Raw genomic sequence first — 20007 nt, forward strand, 5'->3', positions numbered from 1 at the left:
TGTGCCCGGGGACCTCCCGCAGGTCCGCCTCTACGGGCGGCGCGAGAGCCGCGACGCGTGGGAGATCCGCGACCTCCTCTCGCGCAGCGTCGTCTCGTTCTCGTGGACGCCGATCGACACGGACGAGCAGTGCCTCGCCGTCGCGGGGCATCCGCTCGCCACCGCGTCGCTCCCCCTCGTGGTGTTCCCGGACGGCAGCCGCGCCTCCGATCCGACGCTCGCCGAGGTCGCGGCCCGGCTCGGCTGGGTGGGCTCGCCGCGGCTCGCGGAGTACGACCTCTCCATCTACGGAGCCGGCCCGGCCGGGCTCTCGGCCGCCGTGTACGCCGCCTCGGAGGGGCTGAAGGTCGTGGTCCTCGAGCGCTCGGCGATCGGCGGGCAGGCCGGCTCCAGCAGCCTGATCGAGAACTACCTCGGCTTCCCGCACGGGATAGCGGGAGCCGATCTGGCCGAGCGCGCGCGGCAGCAGGCCGTCTCCTTCGGCGCCGAGCTGCTGCGGATGCGCGAGGGGATCCGCGGGCGCTTCGCCGACGACCGGATCCACGCGCTGCTCGCCGACGGGACGACCGTCGTCGCCCGCACCAACATCTGCGCCACGGGCATCCAGTGGCGCCGGCTCGGCCTCGAGCGCGAGGACGAGCTGCTCGGCGTCGGCCTCTACTACGGTGCCGGCACGAGCGAGGCGCCGCTCTGCGAGGGCGAGGACGTCGTGGTCGTCGGAGGCGGCAACTCGGCCGGGCAGGCCGTGATGAACCTCTCGGCGCACGCGCGGCACGTGACCATGCTGGTCCGCGGCCCGGATCTGGCCGACAGCCTCTCCTCCTACCTCGCGGAGCGCGTCGTCCGGCAGCCGAACGTGACGATCCTGCTCGACTCGCGCGTCACCCGCCTGCACGGCGCCGACGCCCTCGAGTCGATCGAGGTCGAGAACTCGGCGACCGGCGCGCACGGGGCGCTGGCCACCTCCCACCTCTTCGTCTGCATAGGGGGCGAGCCGGATACGACGTGGGCGGCGGAGACCGCGATCGTCCGCGACTCCGGCGGCTACCTCGTGACGGGACCGGACCTCGCCGGCGAGCACGCGGCTCGCGACTGGCCGCTCGAGCGGGCGCCGTTCTACCTCGAGACGAGCGTCCCCGGCTCCTTCGCCGCGGGGGACGTGCGCCGCAGCTCGGTCAAGCGCGTCGCCTCCGCCGTCGGCGAGGGCGCGATGGCCGTCACCTTCGCCCACCGCCACCTGCAGGAGACCTCGTGAGCCGCCGACTGCCGACGGTGCGCCACGGCGTCGGCTTCTGGATCGTCGCCGCGACCTTCCTGCTCGTGATGGCGTACTCGACGGTGCCGACACCCCTCTACCCGCTCTACCAGCAGCTCGACGGCTTCCCGCCGTTCGTGATCACCGTCGTCTTCGCCGCCTACGCGGTCGGAGTGATCGTGAGCCTGTACCTCGCCGGTCACGTCAGCGACTGGCTCGGCCGCCGCCGAGTGCTGCTGATCGCGGTGCTCGTCTCGGCGGTCTCGGCCGTGCTCTTCTCGCTGACGACGGAGGTGCCTGGGCTGATCGTCGCCCGCTTCGTCAACGGCGTCAGCATCGGGATGCTCACCGCCACCGCGACCGCCCACCTCGGCGAGCTGCGCGCCCGCGCCCGGCCGGACGAGAACACGATCGTCGCCGCGTCGATCTCGGGCGCAGTGAACCTCGGCGGGCTCTCGCTGGGCCCGCTGCTCGGCGGGGTCTTCGCCGAATTCCTGCCCGATCCGCTCCTCCTGCCGCACCAGGTGTTCCTGGTCGCGCTGCTCGTGGCGGGCCTCGCGCTGCTCCTCGTGCCCGAGACGGTCGACGTGCCGGAGACGGCGCCCGCCTACCGGCCGCAGCGGCTCTCGGTGCCGGCGGATACGCGCCGGGCGTTCCTGCTCGCGGCGTTCGGAGCGTTCTCGGCCTTCTCCGTCCTCGGCCTCTTCACCTCGCTCGCACCGACGTTCCTGGTGCAGACCTTCCAGGTGCGCGACCACCTGCTGGCCGGCGCGACGTCCTTCGCCGTGTTCGCCTCCGCGGCCCTCGGCCAGCTGCTGCTCGTGAAGGTGGGGACGCGCCTGCAGCTCTCGATCGCGGTGGCGGGCTGCGCGGTCGGGCTCGCGGCGGTCGCGGCCGGAGCGATCGCTCCGCAGCTGGGAGTGTTCCTCGCCGGCGCCGGCGCCGTCGTCTCGGGCTTCGGGGTGGGGCTGCTCTTCAAGGGCTCGATCGGCACGGCGGTCGCCCTCGCGGATCCCGCCCGCCGGGGCGAGACCCTGGCGGTGGTGTTCCTGGTCGCGTACACGGGGCTCGCGGTGCCCGCACTGGCGGCGGGAGCGGCGCTCAACCTCGTCGCCGCGACGACGGTGCTGACGGTGTTCGCGGCGCTCGTGCTGGCGGCGACCGCGACGGCCGGCGTGCTGCTGCGCGCCCGCAGCGCGGCGGCCGGGCGATGAGCGGCGGAGCGGGGCGGCGCTGCGGGGTGCGGGCCGGCGGCCGTCCGGGTGCCGGCCGCGTGCACCCCGGACGGCCGCCCGCCGCATCAGAAGTCCTCGCGCCGCTCCTGCTCGGCCTCGGCGGCCGGCTCGAGCGCGGCGAGATCCCCGAGCGCGAGGCGCAGCTGGCGCAGCAGCCACTCCTCGGTCAGCGCACCCGCGTCGAGCGCGTCCAGCCGGCGGAGGCGCTCGGCGGCCGACCCGGTGAGGTCGGCGGGCGTCCCCGCGCTCATGCGCCGTACCCCGCTCCGCGGAGCAGGCGGCGCAGGTCGACGAGCTGCTGCTCGTCCACGTCCTTGTGGTGCGCCCGGTGGAGGGTCTCGGTCGTCGAGCCGACCGTCACCGAGAAGGCGCCGTCGTGCTTCTCGTGGACGGTGCCGACGGCCTCGAGCAGCGTCAGCACGTCCGCCCAGAGGACGTTGTGGCTCGGCGAGTCCTCGAGCAGCCGCTCGAGGGTGTCTCGCTGGTTCGAGTGGAGGTGGCGGGTGTCGGTCATGAACGGCCCTTCGGTGTCTGCGCACGCGCCCCGGTGGCGGTGCTCGGCGTCGCGTCCGACGGTAGGCGCGCGGGTGGAGCCGGTGCGCGAGTCGGATGACTCGAAGAGCGGACGCCGCGGGGCGGCCCCGCGAGAGGTGCGGTCCCCGCGAGAGGTGCGGCCGTGAATCCGGAGCCGGGCGACCGCCTCGACGAGGAGGACCCTCCCCGCACGCCCGCGCTGCCCGAGGCCGCCGTCTCCGCCGCGTCGCTCCCCGACCGGCCGGCCGCGTTCCTCAACGCCCTGCTGACCGAGCACTTCGTGCTGGAGTCGGCGCGCGGCATCACCGTGACGGAGTCGAGCAGCCGCGCCTCGCTCTACCTGACGATGCTCTCCAGCTCGCTCGTGGCCTTCGGCTTCCTCGCCCCGACGCGGTACGCGATGGGGTTCCTCGCCGTGATCATCCCGGTCGTCGTTCTGCTGGGGGTGTTCACCTACGAGCGGCTGGTGCAGACCTCGATGGAGGACATCGCCGCGCTGACGGCCATCCAGCGCATCCGCCGCTACTACGGGACCCTGCTGCCGGGAGCGGGCGCCTACTTCGCGGTGCCGCGCGGCCGCCACGCGCCGAACGAGCTGCTCGAGATCGGCCGGCGGCAGAGCTGGCGGGGCATCTTCTTCACGATGTCCTCGGCGATCGCGGTGGTCAACTCGATCGTGGCGGGCGCCGGAGTCGCGCTCGCGCTGACGCAGAGCGGCGCGGACGAGGTCTCCGCGATCGCGTGCGGGATGGCGGCCGCGGTCGTCCTCGCGGTGCTGCACGGGGTGTACCAGTTCCACCGCTACCGGCAGATGCGGCTGCGGATCGCCGAGGCGGAGGCGCTGGACGGGGTCGAGAGGGGGTGACGGGGCAGGGTCTGGCCGGCGGGGTCTGGAGCTGACGAACGCCGATCAGGCGCGGCGTCGGCCGCCGGCTGGGCAGCTGGCTCCGACCTGCTCCCGCGACTGCTCCCGCGACTGCTCAAGAGTTGTCGCACTCGACGCCCAGTGCGACAACTCCTGGACTCTCGTGGCGCTCTCTCCCCGGCGGGCCGCCGCGAACATCCAGAAGTCGCCGTGGTCGGACGCGAGCACGGCGACTCCTGGCTACTCGCCGCCTGTGGACAAGCGTTGGGTGTCGGCGGCTCCGACGGCCGCGACTGCTCGAGAGTTGTCGCAGTCGACGCCCAGTGCGACAACTCCTGGACTCTCGTGGCGATCGCTCCTCGGCGGGCCGCCGCGACCATCCAGAAGTCGCCGTGGTCGGTCGCGAGCACGGTGACTTCTGGCTGCACGCCGCCTGCGGACGTGCGCAGGGAGCCGGCGGCCGGCGACTGTCCAGGAGTTGTCGCAGTCGATGCCGAGTGCGACAACTCCTGGACTCTCGCGAAAGTCCTGCGCTCTCGCGGAGGCGCGCGGCTCAGCCGCGCTCGGCGCGCTCGGCGAGGAGGTACTGCCAGTCGCGCGGCACGCGGTCCTTCGGCCCCGGGGTGGTCTGGCTCGCCGGGTGGCTCTGCGGGTCGGCCAGGGCGGGGCCGTCGGCGTAGTCGTCGGTCCGGTAGTCCCAGAACCAGTCCTCGCCGGGCTCGAAGCTGCGGATGATCGCGTGGCCCGTCGAGCGGTAGTGGGCCGTCGCGTGGCGGTTCAGCGAGTCGTCGCAGCAGCCGATGTGCCCGCAGAGCGCGCAGCGGCGCAGGTGCAGCCACCACGAGCCGGACTGCTCGCACTCGACGCAGCCGGGGCCGCTCGGCGGGACGGAGGGGTCGATCATCTGCTGCGACGTCATGCGCTCAGCATGCGCCTCCCGCGGCGGCAGGCACCAGGTCGGATGACTCGATCCTGCGGCTCCGTCACGCGCTCCGGGCGTCCTCGAGGCTGAGGAGCGCGTCGCGGAGCCCTGCCCGCGAGGTCACCCCGAGCTTGGGGAAGATCCGGTACAGGTGCCCGCTGACGGTGCGGGGCGAGACGAAGAGCTGCTGGGCGATCTGCTTGTTCGACAGGCCGGCGGCGGCCAGGGAGACCACGCGCCGCTCCTGCTCGCTGAGGTCGGCGGCGACCGGCGCCTCCCCCGCTCCGCCCGCCGCCCGCAGCTCGTGCTGGGCGCGGGCGAGCCAGAGCTCGGCTCCCACCGCGGCGAACCCCGCGGCGGCCTGGCGGAACCGGGTGCGGGCCTCCAGCGGGCGCATCCGGCGGCGCAGCCACTCGCCGTGGCAGAGCTGGACGCGTGCCCGTTCGAACGGCCACTCCTCGGAGGCCGGGTCGAGGGCGCGCTCGAAGAGGGCGCCCGCGCCGCCGGTCGGATCGAGGACCGCGGTCGCCGCGAGGGCGAGCATCCGCCCGCGGGGAGCGAGGGGCCGCGCGGCGAGGTCCGCCGCGGCCGCCGCCAGCTCGGCGCAGTGCTCGGGCAGGCGGAGGCGCGAGGCGGCCTCGGCTGCGTCGAGGAGCTCCAGCGGATCGCCGCCGGCGCGGGAGGAGGAGCGGGCGTGCGCCTCCTCGAAACGGCCGCCGCCGAGGTCGAGCGAGCACAGGGCGTGATCGGCGGCGCGCGCGACCGACGCCGCTCCGTGCCGCAGCGCCCAGGCCGTCGCGCGCTCGGCGCACTCGAGGGTGCGTGCGCGGTCGCCCTGCACGGCGTGGATCCGGGCTCGAGTCGCGTCGATCAGCGCGCGCACGGCGGGCAGGTCGTCGGCGCGGGCGGCGGCGCGGTGGAGGTCGGCCGAGGCGTCGTCGATTCGACCGCCGTCGAGTGCGGTGGTGCCGCGGCGGAGGAGGGCGAGGGCGCCGCGTAGGCCGTCCGCCTCCTCCCCGCCGTCGAGGAGCCCGGCGAGGCGGTCGCGGCGCTCGTCCGAGACCTCGAGCAGCGACCAGGCGAGGTGCAGCGCGACCGTCTTCCACGGGTCGCCCGTGACCGCGGAGTCCTCGGCGAGCAGCAGGCGGCGCTCCCACTCCTCGTCCGGTACCGGCCGCACGCAGGCCTCCACGAGGCGCAGGACGGGATCGAGGGGGTGCTCCTCGCCGACGGCGAGCGCCTCCTGCCACCACGCGGGATCGCCGCGGAGCATGCAGGCGAGGTGGAGAACGGTCACCAGCAGGTCGGCGGCGTCGTCGTGAGGGGCGACGCGGTCGGCGGAGAGGCTGCCGGCGTCGTCGCGGGAGGCGTCGGTCTCGGCGGGAGTGACACCGCCGACAGGAGAGACACCACCGACAGGAGAGACACCACCGACAGGAGAGTCACCGCCGACGAGCGAGGCACCACCGACTCCCGCGCCCCCACGCCCCACCCGAGCGCCGAGCCCCCGGAGGGCCGCGCGGCGGACCCCGCCCACGTCCCCCGTGCGGAGCAGCGCATCGGCCAGCCGCGCCGCCTCGACGCCGGCCCCGGGAACCCCGCCGTCCTCCCGCGAGCGCTCGACCACCCGCTCGAGGGCCGCCGCGTCGCCGGTGAAGGCCGCGACGGCGGCCGCGCGCGCCTCGAGCTCCTCCCGCAGAGCAGCACCGCGCGCACTCGAGCGCGCCTCGGTGAAAAGGAGCAGCGCCTCCTGCGGCCGACCCGCGCGGAGTCGCTCCTCCGCCGCGTCCCTCAGCAGCCGCGCCCGCTCCTCCGGCCCGGCGGCGTCGTCCGCCGCGAGCAGCAGGCGGAGGTGCGGGGCCGACTCCGGGCGCTCGGCGAGCCGCCTCCGTGCCGCCCGCAGCGCTCGGGGCGTCGCCGTCGAGAGCACCACCGCTCGGACCACCGGGTCGCGGAACGCACGGCCGCCCGCCGTCAGGATCCCCGCCTGCACCAGGGCGCTGTCCCCGTCTCCGAGGGCCGACCCGATGCTCTCCGGGAACTCGGCGCCCGCCACCGCGGCGACCAGGAGCGCCTCCCGGCACTCCTCCGACAGCGGAGCCAGCAGGTCGAGCACCCTGGTCTCGGCCTGCTCGAGCCGCGGGTAGACCGGGAAGGGCGAGGGAGCGTCCTCGTCGGCCCACGCCCGCCCGAGGACGTCGAGGAGCAGCGGATTCCCCTCCGCGACCCGCAGCAGGCGCGCCTCGACGGCGAGCGACCGCCGGCCGCCGTGGGCGCGCAGGAAGCCGCAGGCCGCCTCCGCGTCGAGGGGCTCGGTGCGACGGTGCCGGAGGCCCTCCCAGCCGGCGAGGACGCGCCGGTCGCCGGTGGCGAGGAGGCAGGCGGCGCCGACCTCGTCGACCAGCCGGGTCACCAGGGCCTGGAGGGTCTCGCGGGCGGCGACGTCGAACCGCTCCCAGTCGTCGACGACGATCAGGAAGCCGGGGTCGCAGGGCGAGGCGGAGGAGTCGCGCACCCGCTGCAGACGGCCGATCAGCGTGGCGAACAGCGCGAGCGAGGACGCGCCGATCACGGCGTCGCCCCGGTCCGGCCGCACCTCCACGACCTCGCAGCCGGCGGCGCGAGCGGTGGCCGCGGCGGAGCGCAGCATGTGCGTCCGGCCCGAGCCGATCCCGCCCTCGACCACCAGGAGCCGCTCCCGCGCGGGCGACGCCGAGCTCAGCATCCGGACCACCACGTCCTCGGGGGCGCTCGGGTGCGCGGGCGGCGAGGAGAGTGCACTGATCGTCATCGCGACTCCTGAGGGACGGGTTCCGAGGACCCCATGCTGACCGCCGGGCGCGGCCGCGCTCTCCTCCCTCTGTCGGAACCCTCCGGAGCGCACCCTCTGTCGAACCGTCCCGAGCGCCCGGCCCCCGATCGGCGCCGGGCCGGGGGGCACAGGAGGGCAGTGGGCCCCGCGAGCGCCCGACGGTACTCTGTGTCCCACCGGACGACCGGTACGGCCCCACCCCCGCACGACCGCCGCTCGACGCGGCGGGTGATCCGATGGAGTCGCACGATGAGCTCTCGCAGCCCCCTCGCGGAGTTCCTCCGCGCTCGCCGGGCGGCGCTGCGGCCGGAGCAGGTCGGCGTGCCGACCGCGGGCACCCGGCGGCGGGTGCCGGGCCTGCGCCGCGAGGAGGTCGCCGACCGCGCCCGGATCAGCCGCGACTACTACCTCCGCGTCGAGCAGGGGCACGCGGTCGCCCCGTCCGACCAGGTGCTGAACGCCCTCGCCGAGGCGCTCGCCTTCGACGAGTTCGAGCGCGCCTACCTCGTTCCGGCTCGCCCGGCTGCGCCCCGGCCCGCACGGTCCCGACTCTCCTCCGCCGGGCCAGGGCGTGGAGTCGCTGCTCGCCCACTGGCCGAGGACCCCGGCGTACGCGTTCGACCGCAACCTCGACGTCCTCGGCGCGAACGACCTGATGAGCCGTCTCGCCCCCGACAAGGGCGTGCCCGGCGCCAACACGCTGCTCTCCACCTCCCGCGGCTACGCGCGCGCCGTGGCGAACGGCGACCCGCCGGACCAGCTGCGGGCGTGGGGCCAGGTCTTCCGCGAGCTGATCGCCGCGCTGCGGTTCTACAGCGACCCCGACGATCCGCGGCTGCACGAGATCGTCGGCGAGTGCTCGGTCGAGAATCCGCTGTTCCGGTCGATCTGGGCCGAGTACCAGGTCCGCCCCTTCACCCACCGGTGGATCCGCGTCCACGTCGAGCCGTTCGGCTGGATCGACCTCGAGATGCAGACCCTGGAGCTCGCCGGCGCTCCGGGCCGGTACGTCGTGACCTACCTCGCGGCAGCGGGGACTCCGGCGGCCGCGGCCGTCGACGTCCTCGCCTCGCTGCGGCCCGCTCCGGAGTCGGGCACCGCGCTGGCGGCCCCGGCCGGCGCCTGATCAGCGGCGGCGAGCCGGGCGAGAGCCTCGCGACCCGCCGCGTCACCCGCCTCGAACAGGAGCAGGAGGCGCGCGCCGTCCCGGACCAGCCGGTAGTCCATCGGAACGGAGCCGACCGCGGTGACGAGGAACACGACCGACCCGCGTGCGTCGGCCTCCGCCCCTGCCGCCCACGAGTCCGCGAACCGGGGGCTCCTCGCCGAGAGCTCCCCGACGACCGTCAGGAACTCCCGGTCCCCCCGATGCCGCTCGAGCGAGTCGCGGAGCATCGCCGCGACCTGATCGGCCGCGGACCCCCAGCAGGGCAGGTCCTCGACCTCGGACGAGTCCAGGAAGGTGAAGCGGGCGATGCTCACTCCCGGGGCGAAGGCGGGCGAGAGCGCCCGCGCGAGCGGAGTCGCGGCCAGCACCCGCAGGTGCCGATCCAGCAGCACCGCCGCCCTCCCCGCCCACGGCAGGAGCGCCGCCTCGTGATCCTCCGTCATGTCCCCGTCCCCTCCGCGCGTCCCTCCCTCAGCGCAGCGGAGTGATCCCCTGCGTCCCGGGCGGGAAGGTCGCCAGCACCTCCTCCGGGATGTTCAGGTGCTGCGCGACCAGCGACGGCGGCAGGTGGCTCAGCCACTGGGCGAGCGACACCTCCTCGTAGCGGGAGCTCTTGAAGGTCTCGATGTAGACGAGCGTGTCGTCGCCGGTGTTCTCCACGTAGTGGCCGAAGTTGCGGCGCACGACGCCCACGTCTCCGGCGTGGAAGTCGGTCGTGTTGGCGTGCGGGCCGGTGTTGAAGACGGTCATCCGAGCGGATCCGCGGAGGTAGTACTGCCACTCGTCGGCGTTGGGGTGCCAGTGCAGCTCGCGCATCGAGCCGGGCTCGACGGTCGTCAGCGCGGCCGAGACCGTGCGCGAGGCCGGGAAGTTCGTGCTGTCGGCGATCTGGATCCGGCCGCCGCTGTTCTGGTACGCGGGCTCGGAGCGGGAGAGCCGGAAGATCACCGCCTCGTCGCCGTCCTGCACCCCGGCCGCGGCCCGGTCGGCCTGGAGGTCGCCGGGCACGTCGCCCGGGAAGATCCAGAGGTCGTGCAGCGGGATGTCGCGGAAGACCTCCTGCGCGACGCCGAAGTTCTTCGCCAGCACGTCCGGCGGCGTGTGCGCGAACCAGTCGGTGAGCAGGAGCGTGTTGCTCTCGGACTGCTCGCCGTCGTCGAACGCGAGCACGAACTCCGCCCCGTCCGGGCCGAGGCCCTGCAGGGAGTGCGGCAGGCCGGGCGGGAAGTACCAGAGGTCCCCCTCCTGCACGTCGTCGACGCTGGGCCGGCCGGTGCGGCTGAGCGTGGTGATGCGGCAGTTCCCCTTGGTCATCAGCGCCCACTCGGCGCTCTGGTGCCAGTGCAGCTCGCGGATCCCGCCGGCCTCGAGGTACATGTTCACGCCGGCGATCTCGTTCGAGATCGCGAAATCGGCCTGCGTGAGCTCGCGCGCCCAGCCTCCCCGCTGCACCCGCCGCGGCGAGATGTTGAAGGAGGACCAGAAGAACGGCTGCGTGCTGATGTCCGTCGCGGGCGCGGCGATCTGGTTCGGGAACAGTCCCTCCAGGACGCGGTTCTGCGGGCCGGTCATCGTGTTCGCCGAGGGATCGGCCTCGGTGTTCACGATCCCCTCCTGGGGGAGGTCCGGGTCTCCGAAACCGGGGGTCTCGTGGTGCGGAGCGGTGCTGTCGTCGGGTTCCACGGCGTTCTCCCTGCTGATCGTCCTGCGCGCCTGCGCTGCTCCGATCCCACCGCTCCGGCCCGGGCGGCACCACGGTCATCCGACTCGATCCGCGCCCCGACGACCGGCCCGGGTCAGCCGCCCAGGCCCTCGAGCACGTCCCGCGAGGGCACGAAGTAGACCCCGCCGGTCGTCGCGGTCGAGAAGTCGAGGAGGCGGTCGTGCCGGCCCGCGGGCACGCCGACGAACATCCGCGTCAGCATCGTCTCGATCACCGACAGGTCGGCGGCCAGGCCGAGGAAGTACGTGCCGAACTCGCCCCTGCCGGGCCGGCCGAAGGGCATGTTGTCGCGGAGGATGTCGTGCTCGGTCCCGCCGGCGTCGACCACGGTCGCGAGCCCCTTGTGCGAGAGCTGCGCCGGATCGTCCTCGCGCTCGACGTTGTCGGCCTTGCTCCGGCCGATGACCCGCTCCTGCTGCTCGGTGGTGAGCGCGTGCCACGCCGTCAGGTCGTGCAGGTACTTCTGCACGACCAGGTAGCTGCCGCCCGCGAACGCCGCGTCCTCCGCGCCGATCAGCGCGACGCGGGGCAGCGCCTCGCCGGTCGGATTCTCGGTGCCGTCGACGAAGCCCAGCAGGTCGCGGTTGTCGAAGTAGCGGAAGCCGACCACCTCGTCGCGGACGACGACGTCCTCGCCGAGCGCGTCGAGCAGGAGGCGCTCGAACTCGAAGCAGGCGTCGTCCCGCTCCGCCCGGATGTGGAACAGGAGGTCGGTCTGCGTCGAGACGGCCGTGTGCGCCGCGCCGACCACCTCCCGGAACGGGTGCAGCTGCGCGGGGCGCCCCTCCCCGCCGAAGCGGTCCCACGCGTCGCTCCCGATCCCGACCAGGCAGGAGAGGCGCAGGCCCAGGTCGCGGAAGCCGACCGCGCGGAGGATCCCGCCCACGTCGGCGACGACGTCCCGCACGCGGTCCGCGGCGTCCTGCCCGCCGACGATGTCGAGCGAGAGGAAGACGGCGGACCGGCTGAGCGGAGCGACGACCGCCTGCGGCTCGATCGGGACGCGGTCCTCGACGGTCACCGGAGCACCGCCCGCTGGGGCGTCGTCGTCCTGCGCGTCGGCAGGGCCGTCGTCGTGGGCGTCGTCGTGGGCATCGCGACCTCCGATCCGCGCGCCGCGGGAGGGCGCGTCCGCCGCGATCCTGTCAGCGTCCGCGGTGCCGGTCACGAGTCATCCGACCCCACTCGGCGAGCGCGGCCGGCGGCCCCGGCACCGCCCGGGCGACCAGGTCTGGACGATCGTCGGAACATCTCCCCGCGCTCTTCAGGGAGCGCTCCCACGCCCCTATCGTGGAGCCGCTCCCCACCCTCATCCGGGGAGGCACCACCTTGGACACGACCCGGGCCGGGCTCGGGATCGACACGAGCACGGAGGTTCGAAGATGCCGTTTGTGACCACGGACGACGACGTCGAGATCTACTACAAGGACTGGGGCGGCACCGACGCGCAGCCCATCGTCTTCCACCACGGCTGGCCGCTGTCGTCCGACGACTGGGACGCGCAGATGCTGTTCTTCCACGCGCACGGCTACCGCGTCATCGCGACCGACCGCCGCGGGCACGGACGCTCGACCCAGGTCGGCACCGGACACGACATGGACCACTACGCCAGCGACGTGAACGCGGTCGTCGAGCACCTCGACCTGCGGAACGCGATCCACATCGGCCACTCCACCGGAGGCGGCCAGGTCGCGCGCTACGTCGCGAAGTACGGCGAGCCCCAGGGCCGCGTGGCCAAGGCCGTCCTCGTCTCGTCGGTCCCGCCGCTGATGGTGCAGACCGAGGCGAACCCCGAGGGCACGCCGATCTCGGTGTTCGACGGCTTCCGCGACGCTCTCGCGGCGAACCGCGCCGAGTTCTACCAGGCCGTGGCCTCCGGGCCCTTCTACGGCTTCAACCGCGAGGGGGTCGAGCTCTCGCAGCCCGTGGTCGACAACTGGTGGCGCCAGGGCATGACCGGATCCGCGCTCGCGCACTACGAGGGCATCAAGGCCTTCTCGGAGACGGACCAGACCGAGGACCTGAAGGCGATCACCGTCCCCGTCCTCGTCACCCAGGGCGACGACGACCAGGTCGTCCCCTACAAGGACGCCTCGCTCAAGCAGCACGAGCTGCTGCAGAACTCGACGCTCAAGATCTACGAGGGCTACCCGCACGGCATGCTGACCGTCCACGCCGACGTCATCAACCCCGACCTGCTGGCCTTCATCCAGGAGTAGCGAGGCACGCTCGCAGGCGCGTCCCGGCCGTTCCGGGGCGCGCCTGCGCGTCTGCGCTCGGAGTGGGGCCCGGCGCCCCTGCGAGCGGAGTCCGGCCTCAGACGTCGGCGCCCGCGTCCCTCCCGAGCACCGCGGCGAGCTCGCCCCGCCCGCCGATCCCGAGCTTGCGGTACGCCGCGTACAGGTGCGCGCCGACCGTGCGCGGCGAGAGGAACAGGTTCTGCGCGATCGCGCGGTTCGACAGCCCCGTGCTCGCGAGAGCGCAGATGCGCAGCTCCTGCGGGGTCAGCGTGGCAGCGGCCGGCGACGGCGCGTCCGCGATCCTCCCTCCGGCGGCCCGGAGCGCGTCACGGGCCCGATCGGCCCAGGCGTGGATCGGCAGCTCCTCGAGCATCGCCAGTGCCTCGCGGAGGAGGGGCCGCGCCTCCGCCGCCCGACCGGCCCGGTGCAGCCCGTCGCCCACGAGCAGCAGCGCCCGCGCCCGTACGTACGGGAGCGGCGGCGGAGTCCGGCGGAGCAGCCCGGCCGCGGCGTCCGGCGCTCCCTCGGCGAGCGCCACGGCGATCTGCGCGTACCGGAGGGCCGCCTCGATCATCGGCTGGTGCCAGCGCTCGAAGAGCGATTCCAGCCTCGCGGCGTGCAGGCGCACGACTCCGACGTCCCCGATCGCGAGAGCCGCGTCGACGAGATCGGGCGTGGTGAGGATCGCGAAGCCGGGGTTCAGGGAGTCGTCGTCCCTGTCGAGGAGGGGCAGGAGCTCCGGCACGGCGTCGCCCGGTCGCGACTCGAGGACCGCCACCGCCGCTCGCGATCCGCGGAGCGTCGCCCGCATCACGCTCGAGCAGAGGACGGCCGCGCCGATCGCGCTGCCCGCGCTGATCGCCTCGGGATCGGGCGCGACGCCCTCCATCGCGTCGAACCAGGCCAGGCAGGCCCGGGACGCGGTCTCGAAGCCGACGTCCCCCAGGTCGCTCCCGAGGACGAGCGCCTCCTCGGCGAAGGAGCGGGCGCGCGAGATGCGGCCTGCGAGCGACGTGGTCATCGAGGCGGCGAGGAGCGCCTGCGGGAGGATCCGGATGTCGCCGCGCGCGCGCAGCCCGGTGATCGCCTCCTCCAGGAGCTCCCGGGCGACCTCGACCTCGCCCGCCGTGTTCAGCGCGTAGCCGAGCCACCACGCCTCCTCCGGACCGCTCGCCCCGCCGGCCGCCGCGAGCGCCCGCCGGACGACCTCGTCGCCGCGGGCGATCGGCTCGGTGACCGCCGCGAGCAGGACGGCGCGCGGGTCGGAGTCGTCGAGGGCGAGCGCGCGCACCGCCTGGATCATCGGCTCGCCGGGCGACGCCTCGCGGTTGTGGTCCCAGGCGATGGCGGCGAGGTGCAGGAGCGCGGCGGTCGCGGCGTCGACGGCTCCGTGGCTCTGCAGCGCCGTCACTGCGGCGAGCGCGGGCGAGAGGTCTCCCCGCGAGAGGGCCGTGCGCCCGGTCGGCAGCGTCTCGCGCGTCCAGGCGGCGCGGGCGGTGAGCACCGGATCGACGGTCTCGCCCGCCGCGCGGTGCACGAGCAGCGCCGCCTCCGCGGTCCGGCCGGCGAGTCCGGAGTACTCGGCCGCGTCGATCAGGCGCGAGACGCGCAGCGGCCCCGCGGGGGTCAGCTCCGCCGCCCGCTCCATCGCCTGAGCCGCCAGGACGACGTCGCCCGTCGCCAGGCCGGACGCCGCGAGACCGGCGAGCTCCTCGCCGACCGGCCCGTCCGAGCCCGTCGCGAGCTCCGACCGCCACCAGAGCGTCCGGCTCGGGTCGTCGCGGTGCTCCTGGACGAGCGTGCGGAGCACGGCCGCGCGCTCGGAGGGGCGGCTCACGCTCGTCACCGCGGACTGCACGAGAGGGTGCCGGAAGCGGAGTCCGCTCCCCGGCGTCCAGCTGAGCAGCGACGCGGCGACGGCCCGGTCGATCCAGGAGGGGTCGGGGTGGCGGCCGATCGCCAGGTTCGCCAGCCGGCTCGCCTCCTCCGCCGTCGCGACGTCGCCCAGCGCCACGGCCAGCACGGCGAGCCGCGAGGGCTGGTCGAGCTCCGCGAAGCGCTCGGCGAAGGCCGACTCGAGGCGTCCGGTCACCGCGCGGTCCTCCGCCTCGTCGGCCGACGGGTCGCGTCCGGTCAGCTCCACCAGGGCGAGCGGATTCCCGCGGGCGAGGTCGAGCAGAGCGCGCCGGGCGGCGCCGCGAGGAGGATGCAGGAGCGTGTCCAGGAGGGCGGCCGAGTCGGCGGCCGACAGCGGCCCGAGGTGGAGGTGCTCGAGGCCGGAGTCCTCCTCGGGCCGGTCCCTCGTGGTCATCACGACGACGACGCGGTCCTCGCCGATGCGCCGGGCGAGCATCCGCAGCGCCCACGCCGACTCCGGGTCGATCCGGTGCAGGTCCTCGACGACGACCAGCAGGGGCCGATCGGCGGCGGCGTCGCTCAGGAGGGTCAGGGCCGAGAGGCCGGCCAGGAGCGGCGTCGGCTGCACTCCGTCCGCCAGATGGAAAGCCACGCGGAGCGCGTCCCGCTGCGGCAGGGGCAGGCCGTCGAGGCCCGGGCGGAGCGGGTGCAGGAGGAGCTGCAGCGCCGCGTACTGGTCGCCCGACTCCGCTGCGGAGCCCGCGGTGCGCAGCACCCGCACATCGCGTGCGCGGGCGTAGGCGACGACCTCCTCGACCAGGGTGGTCTTGCCGACCCCGGCGTCCCCGTCGATGACGAGCGCCGACCCGTGGGCGGCGATGCCGTCGACCATCAGCCGGAGCCGCGCGAGCTCCGATCCCCGACCGACGACGAGCGCGTCCCGCTTCACGCGTCGAGTATCGCACCCTCGCGCAGACACTCCTCGACCCGGTGACGGGCCCGGATGAAATCGATCGCGGCGGCCGCGGCGCTGCCGGGGGCGCCGAAGAAGGAGGTCAGGAAGTGGTCGCCTCCGTGCACCTCCAGAGTCTGCCAGCGGAAGGCGATGAAGCCGAAGGGGTCGACGCGCACCGGCGACGAGCCCTCGCGGAGCGGATACGCCTCCTGGCTCGCCCAGACGCGGCGGAAGACCCGCGAGCGGCCTCCGAGCGAGGCGACCAGGACCCGCAGACGCGGGTCCGCCGGGTCGGAGTGGAAGCGGAGGGCGGCCGTCATCACGGCGATCGTGCGGTCCCAGTCCTCGTGCCGCTCGGCGTCGGTCTCGAGCGCCGCGGCGTCGATGACGGCCTCGATCATGTTGGTCCCCTGCTCGCAGGCCAGGGGGAGGAACAGGCGGCCGAGCTCGTTCACGGCGACGAGGTCCAGGTAGCGGTCGACCACGTAGGCGGGCGTCGTGGTCCAGGACGAGACCATGCTCGTCAGGCTGCCGACCTGCGCCGGGGTCGGCCCGGCCTGTGCCCAGCCCGGTGAGCGGCGCGGCGCGGCGTGTCCGCCGAGCCGGAAGAGGTAGTCGCGCCCGTCCGCGTCGAGGCGGAACGCCCGGGCCAGGGCGTCCAGGACCTGCGCCGAGGGGCGGCGGTCCTTGCCCTGCTCGAGCCGCAGGTAGTAGTCCGGGCTGATCCCCGCGAGCACGGCGACCTCCTGGCGGCGCAGCCCGCTGACGCGGCGCCTGCCGTCGGCGCCCAGGCCGACCTCGTCAGGGCGCAGCCGGTCGCGGTGCCCCCGGAGGTAGGCGCCGAGCCGTGCGGTGTCCGTGTCCACGATCCCGCCCTTCTCTCCCTTCGAGGCTAGGGAGGAGGCGGGCCCGGCTCCACGCGACGCCGACCTAGATCCGCGGCGGGAGTACCTAGATCGGCGGGGCGGGCTTCCGGGTGGGGGCGGTGCGCGGCGGGGTGCGGAGGAGCGCACCGGCACGCGGCACACCCCTCTGCGATCGGTACGGCTCCGCGGTCAGCTCAGCTCCGCCGCGGCGTCGGCGATGACCCGCGCGACCTCCTCCGGGTGCGAGCGCATCACCAGGTGCGGCGCGTCGAGCTCGACGACCGAGCGCACGCCCGCCCGCCGGTAGCCGAACCGCTCGACGTCCGGGTTGATCGTCCGGTCCGCGGCCGCGACGACGCCCCAGCTCGGCCGGGTCCGCCAGGCGGCGACCGGGGCGGCCTCACCGAAGGCCAGAGCGGCGAGCGGGCGCTGGCCGACCGCGAGCACGGCCGCCTCGGCCGGGTCGATCCCGGCCGCGAGCACCTCCGGGAACGCCGACACCGCGACCGACACGTCCGTGCCCGGCTCCGCCCCGTCGATCGGGAACGGGGTGTAGACGAGGTTCGCCGGCAGGTCGGAGTCGGGGAAGGCTCCCTGCAGCTGCCCGAGGCTCTCCCCCTCCTCGAGCGCGTAGGCCGCGAGGTAGACGAGGCCGACCACGTTCTCGGCGGCGCCCGCCACCGTGATCACGGCGCCGCCGTAGGAGTGGCCCGCCAGCAGGACCGGCCCGTCGAGCTGCTCCACGAAGGAGCGGAGGTACTCCGCGTCGCCCAGCAGGCTGCGGTTCGGCACGGCCGGGACGCGCACGGCGTGGCCGGCGTCGAGCAGGATCCGCGTGACCGGGGCGAAGCTCGCGGCGTCGGCGAACGCTCCGTGGACGAGGACGATGGTGGGTGCGGGCATGGGGTGTCCTTCCGGTCGGGCTGCGGTCCGGCAGCCGGCTGCGCAGCCGATCCGGACCCGGGCCGAACCTAGGACGGCGGACGGCGCGCGTCGTGACCCCGCGACTCCCCTGCCGACCGGGCGGCCGCCTGTCGCCCGCCCGAGGACACGCTCCAGCGCTCGTCCCGCCCGCTCACGGCGGGCCCGGCCCGCTGCAGCGTCCGCGTCCTGGTCCCGGCGGGGTCACCCTTCGACGGCCGGACCGCCCGGGATCGCGGCGCGGTCGGCCGGCGGCCTCTCCGGCCGGATCGCCGGCGACAGCGGCGGATCGGCACGCGGACTCCTGCGGCCCGAGACCCGGGCCGCGGCGCGTCAGCTCGCGAACTCCTCCGGCCAGCCCAGCGCGGCCAGCGACCGGCGCACGCGCTCGATGTCCTCCTCCGAGGGCAGCTCCGAGGTCACTCCGGCGATCGCTGTGCCGACGTCCGCGCGGGAGGCGGGCGCGTCGGCGGCGAGACCGGCGGCCACCTCGGCCACCTCCTCGTCGCTCAGACGGCGGCGGAGGAGCGCCAGCAGCGGCACGAAGTCCTGCTCGGGCAGCCCGGCCGGGTAGCCGGCGCGCAGCCAGCGGACGATGCGCGTGACGAGGCCCTCGCGGGTGTCCGGCTCGGCCAGCGACTCCGGGCCCGCCAGCGGCCAGCCCGCCTTCGCGAGCCGTGAGGAGACGCGGGCGACGTCCTCGGGCATCGCCGGTCCGAGCAGCAGCTGCTCGATCCGCTCGCGGACCACGGCCCGTGAGACGACCGTCTCGGCCCGCTCCGACTCCGACAGGAGCCGCGCGACGACCTGCTCGACCTCGTCCGTCGTGAGGCTGCGGCGCAGCAGGCCCAGCAGCGGCAGGTAGTCCTGCTCCGGCACGCCCGACGGGTAGCCCGCGCGCAGCCAGCCGACCACGCGGGCGACGATCCCCTCCCGCGCCGCGATCGGATCGGTCGAGGCCATGCTCAGCCCTTGGGCACGAAGGTCGGGATCACGTGCTCGAAGCTCACCGACTGGCCGAGGCCCGTCGCGATGATGACGCTCAGGCCGATCACGACGGAGCCGACGACGAGGGCGAAGCAGAGCACGCCGATCCCGCGCAGCACCGGGGCGGGCAGACCGCTCCGGACCGCGCGGGCGTCGGACCCGCCCGAGGCGGGAGCACCGGCGGCGACGGCGAAGGAGCGGACGCCGACGGCGAAGAGCACGGGCAGGCCTGCTCCGAGGAGCACGGCGACGAGGGCCACCTGGCCGGCGGCGGAGAGGAAGAGGGAGAGCACGGTGCGGATCCTTTCGCTCAGACGCCGGCGGTCTCGGGCGCGGGGCGTGCCGCCGCGTCCTGCCACTCGTCGTTGACGTTGTGCGCGCCGATGCTGTCGCGGCGCGAGCGGATGTAGATGAGGGAGGCGACGGCGACGAGGATCGCGGCCATCAGGAGGCCGCCGGCCGCGCCTCCGACGAGGTGGCCGATCCACCACATCACGGCGCCGACGAGGGCGGCGGCCGGGAGCGTGATGACCCAGGCGATCACCATGCGCAGCGCCACGCGCCAGCGCACCTGCGCTCCGGGGCGGCCGACTCCGGAGCCGAGGATCGAGCCGGTCGCGACGTGGGTGGTCGAGAGGGCGAAGCCGAGGTGGCTGGAGGCGAGGATGACCGCGGCGGAGGCGCTCTCGGCGGCCATGCCCTGCGGGGTGTCGATCTCGACGAGGCCCTTGCCGACGGTGCGGATGATCCGCCAGCCGCCGATGTAGGTGCCGAGCGAGATGGCCAGCGCGCAGCTGAGCTTGACCCAGAAGGGGACCGACTCGGTGTCGCTCCAGCCGCCGGCCGCGATCAGCGCGAGCGTGATCACTCCCATGGTCTTCTGCGCGTCGTTGGTGCCGTGCGCGAGCGAGACGAGGGAGGCGCTGCCGATCTGGCCGAAGCGGAAGCCGCGGTGGAGGCTCTTCTCGGCGAGGTTGCCGATCACCCGGAAGACGAGCCAGGTGCCGATCGCCGCGACCGCTCCGGCGAGCACGGGCGACATCAGCGCCGGGAGGATCACCTTGCCGACGACGCCGTCGAGCTTCGTGCCGTCGCCGGCCCAGTTCACGCCGTTGAGGCCGAGGCCCGCGAGAGCGGAGCCGATCAGGCCGCCGAAGAGGGCGTGCGACGAGCTCGAGGGCAGGCCGAGCAGCCAGGTCAGCAGGTTCCAGACGATGCCGCCGATGAGGCCGGCCAGCACGATCAGCAGCAGAGCCGAACCGCCGTCCTCGAGCAGCGCCGGATCGGGTGCGCCCGAGGAGTCCTGGATCTTCACGACCGCGTTGGTGACGGTCAGCGCCACCTCGATGCTGAGGAACGCACCGACGAGGTTCAGCGACGCCGAGAGGGCGACGGCGGTGCGGGGCTTCAGGGCACCGGTCGCGATGGACGTGGCCATCGCGTTCGCCGTGTCATGGAAGCCGTTGGTGAAGTCGAAGGCGAGGGCCGTGACGACGACGAGCGCGAGCAGGATGAAGGGATCCACGCAGACATGATGCTCCCGCGGCGGGAGGCGTTCCGGCGTGGTCGCGAGGCTTCACCTGCTGTTCACCTCGCGGGGCACGCCCGCCCGAGTACCCTGTGCGGATTCTCAGGCGGGCGGCGCATCGGTGGGTGCGATTCACCTG

Annotated in this window: 18 protein-coding genes and 1 pseudogene; 6 read left to right on the forward strand and 13 right to left on the reverse strand. The window is 74.6% G+C overall.

Annotated features, from left to right (window positions below):
• Nucleotide 1 precedes the first annotated feature (1 nt).
• Together C5C30_RS14820 and C5C30_RS14825 are read left to right on the forward strand one after the other, a co-directional pair.
• Nucleotides 2-1255: an NAD(P)/FAD-dependent oxidoreductase gene (locus tag C5C30_RS14820; protein WP_104224779.1), complete on the forward strand. Its 1254-nt coding sequence runs from the start codon at nucleotides 2-4 to the stop codon at nucleotides 1253-1255.
• Nucleotides 1252-2469: an MFS transporter gene (locus C5C30_RS14825; RefSeq protein ID WP_258065990.1), complete on the forward strand. Its 1218-nt coding sequence runs from the start codon at nucleotides 1252-1254 to the stop codon at nucleotides 2467-2469. Before C5C30_RS14820 ends, C5C30_RS14825 begins: the two co-directional genes overlap by 4 nt.
• 86 nt (nucleotides 2470-2555) lie before the next feature.
• Here C5C30_RS14825 and C5C30_RS14830 read toward each other — a convergent pair whose 3' ends face one another.
• Nucleotides 2556-2741: a hypothetical protein gene (locus C5C30_RS14830; RefSeq protein ID WP_104224778.1), complete on the reverse strand. Its 186-nt coding sequence runs from the start codon at nucleotides 2739-2741 to the stop codon at nucleotides 2556-2558.
• Nucleotides 2738-3004 (reverse strand): hypothetical protein, encoded by a 267-nt coding sequence (locus C5C30_RS14835; protein ID WP_104334002.1) that lies wholly within the window; start codon nucleotides 3002-3004, stop codon nucleotides 2738-2740. The genes C5C30_RS14830 and C5C30_RS14835 overlap by 4 nt, the downstream gene beginning before the upstream one ends.
• 162 nt (nucleotides 3005-3166) lie before the next feature.
• On the opposite strand from C5C30_RS14835, the gene C5C30_RS14840 reads away from it, so the two are divergent.
• Nucleotides 3167-3889 (forward strand): hypothetical protein, encoded by a 723-nt coding sequence (locus C5C30_RS14840; protein WP_104257442.1) that lies wholly within the window; start codon nucleotides 3167-3169, stop codon nucleotides 3887-3889.
• A 553-nt stretch (nucleotides 3890-4442) separates the two neighbouring features.
• Here C5C30_RS14840 and C5C30_RS14850 read toward each other — a convergent pair.
• The gene (locus C5C30_RS14850; RefSeq protein WP_104308308.1) at nucleotides 4443-4808 is read right to left on the reverse strand and encodes a UBP-type zinc finger domain-containing protein; all 366 of its coding nucleotides are present in this window, start codon (nucleotides 4806-4808) and stop codon (nucleotides 4443-4445) included.
• 64 nt (nucleotides 4809-4872) lie between these two features.
• Entirely contained in the window at nucleotides 4873-7602 is a 2730-nt protein-coding gene (locus C5C30_RS14855; RefSeq protein WP_104334004.1) for a LuxR C-terminal-related transcriptional regulator, read from the reverse strand.
• Between the two features lie 270 nt (nucleotides 7603-7872).
• Between C5C30_RS14855 and C5C30_RS18240 the strand changes: the two are divergent.
• Both C5C30_RS18240 and C5C30_RS14865 read left to right on the forward strand, forming a co-directional pair.
• Nucleotides 7873-8118: pseudogene (locus C5C30_RS18240) on the forward strand (helix-turn-helix domain-containing protein); the annotation flags it as partial.
• 76 nt (nucleotides 8119-8194) lie between these two features.
• Nucleotides 8195-8749: a hypothetical protein gene (locus tag C5C30_RS14865; RefSeq protein ID WP_104334005.1), complete on the forward strand. Its 555-nt coding sequence runs from the start codon at nucleotides 8195-8197 to the stop codon at nucleotides 8747-8749.
• Here C5C30_RS14865 and C5C30_RS17425 read toward each other — a convergent pair.
• The 3 genes from C5C30_RS17425 to C5C30_RS14875 all read right to left on the reverse strand — a co-directional run bounded on the left by C5C30_RS17425 (nucleotide 8641) and on the right by C5C30_RS14875 (nucleotide 11682).
• Nucleotides 8641-9234, reverse strand: a complete 594-nt coding sequence (locus C5C30_RS17425; RefSeq protein ID WP_146081554.1) for a hypothetical protein — start codon at nucleotides 9232-9234, stop codon at nucleotides 8641-8643. The two genes, C5C30_RS14865 and C5C30_RS17425, sit on opposite strands and share 109 nt — an antisense overlap.
• 28 nt (nucleotides 9235-9262) lie before the next feature.
• Complete coding sequence (locus tag C5C30_RS14870) at nucleotides 9263-10474, reverse strand: cupin domain-containing protein (RefSeq protein WP_258065994.1); 1212 nt, start codon at nucleotides 10472-10474, stop codon at nucleotides 9263-9265.
• A 113-nt stretch (nucleotides 10475-10587) separates the two neighbouring features.
• Nucleotides 10588-11682 carry a Dyp-type peroxidase gene (locus C5C30_RS14875; protein WP_308471026.1) on the reverse strand — a complete coding sequence of 365 codons (1095 nt, stop codon included), beginning with the start codon at nucleotides 11680-11682 and terminating at the stop codon, nucleotides 10588-10590.
• 214 nt (nucleotides 11683-11896) lie between these two features.
• On the opposite strand from C5C30_RS14875, the gene C5C30_RS14880 reads away from it, so the two are divergent.
• Complete coding sequence (locus C5C30_RS14880; RefSeq protein ID WP_104334006.1) at nucleotides 11897-12733, forward strand: alpha/beta fold hydrolase; 837 nt, start codon at nucleotides 11897-11899, stop codon at nucleotides 12731-12733.
• Nucleotides 12734-12830: 97 nt separating this feature from the next.
• On the opposite strand, the gene C5C30_RS14885 is transcribed toward C5C30_RS14880, so the two are convergent.
• From C5C30_RS14885 to C5C30_RS14910, 6 genes are all read right to left on the reverse strand, one after another.
• The gene (locus C5C30_RS14885; protein ID WP_104334007.1) at nucleotides 12831-15560 is read right to left on the reverse strand and encodes an AAA family ATPase; all 2730 of its coding nucleotides are present in this window, start codon (nucleotides 15558-15560) and stop codon (nucleotides 12831-12833) included.
• The gene (locus C5C30_RS14890; protein ID WP_181065753.1) at nucleotides 15557-16432 is read right to left on the reverse strand and encodes a helix-turn-helix domain-containing protein; all 876 of its coding nucleotides are present in this window, start codon (nucleotides 16430-16432) and stop codon (nucleotides 15557-15559) included. Before C5C30_RS14890 ends, C5C30_RS14885 begins: the two co-directional genes overlap by 4 nt.
• 189 nt (nucleotides 16433-16621) lie before the next feature.
• Nucleotides 16622-17335, reverse strand: a complete 714-nt coding sequence (locus C5C30_RS14895) for an alpha/beta fold hydrolase (protein WP_104288717.1) — start codon at nucleotides 17333-17335, stop codon at nucleotides 16622-16624.
• Between the two features lie 351 nt (nucleotides 17336-17686).
• Complete coding sequence (locus tag C5C30_RS14900) at nucleotides 17687-18316, reverse strand: DUF3349 domain-containing protein (protein ID WP_104261233.1); 630 nt, start codon at nucleotides 18314-18316, stop codon at nucleotides 17687-17689.
• A gap of 2 nt (nucleotides 18317-18318) precedes the next feature.
• A complete protein-coding gene (locus tag C5C30_RS14905) occupies nucleotides 18319-18633 on the reverse strand; it encodes a hypothetical protein (protein ID WP_104263561.1) in 315 nt (104 codons plus the stop codon).
• 17 nt (nucleotides 18634-18650) lie between these two features.
• The gene (locus C5C30_RS14910; protein WP_104224012.1) at nucleotides 18651-19865 is read right to left on the reverse strand and encodes an inorganic phosphate transporter; all 1215 of its coding nucleotides are present in this window, start codon (nucleotides 19863-19865) and stop codon (nucleotides 18651-18653) included.
• Nucleotides 19866-20007: the final 142 nt, after the last annotated feature.

It is taken from the genome of Rathayibacter sp. AY2B5, from assembly GCF_002931645.1.
Classification (GTDB): Bacteria; Actinomycetota; Actinomycetes; order Actinomycetales; family Microbacteriaceae; genus Rathayibacter.

Coding starts and splice junctions, on each gene's coding strand:
- C5C30_RS14895 (WP_104288717.1), bottom strand. CDS start 17,335: ATGCCCGCACCCACCATCGTCCTCGTCCACGGAGCGTTCGCCGACGCC.
- C5C30_RS17425 (WP_146081554.1), bottom strand. CDS start 9,234: ATGACGGAGGATCACGAGGCGGCGCTCCTGCCGTGGGCGGGGAGGGCG.
- C5C30_RS14880 (WP_104334006.1), top strand. CDS start 11,897: ATGCCGTTTGTGACCACGGACGACGACGTCGAGATCTACTACAAGGAC.
- C5C30_RS14835 (WP_104334002.1), bottom strand. CDS start 3,004: ATGACCGACACCCGCCACCTCCACTCGAACCAGCGAGACACCCTCGAG.
- C5C30_RS14855 (WP_104334004.1), bottom strand. CDS start 7,602: ATGACGATCAGTGCACTCTCCTCGCCGCCCGCGCACCCGAGCGCCCCC.
- C5C30_RS14900 (WP_104261233.1), bottom strand. CDS start 18,316: ATGGCCTCGACCGATCCGATCGCGGCGCGGGAGGGGATCGTCGCCCGC.
- C5C30_RS14850 (WP_104308308.1), bottom strand. CDS start 4,808: ATGACGTCGCAGCAGATGATCGACCCCTCCGTCCCGCCGAGCGGCCCC.
- C5C30_RS14830 (WP_104224778.1), bottom strand. CDS start 2,741: ATGAGCGCGGGGACGCCCGCCGACCTCACCGGGTCGGCCGCCGAGCGC.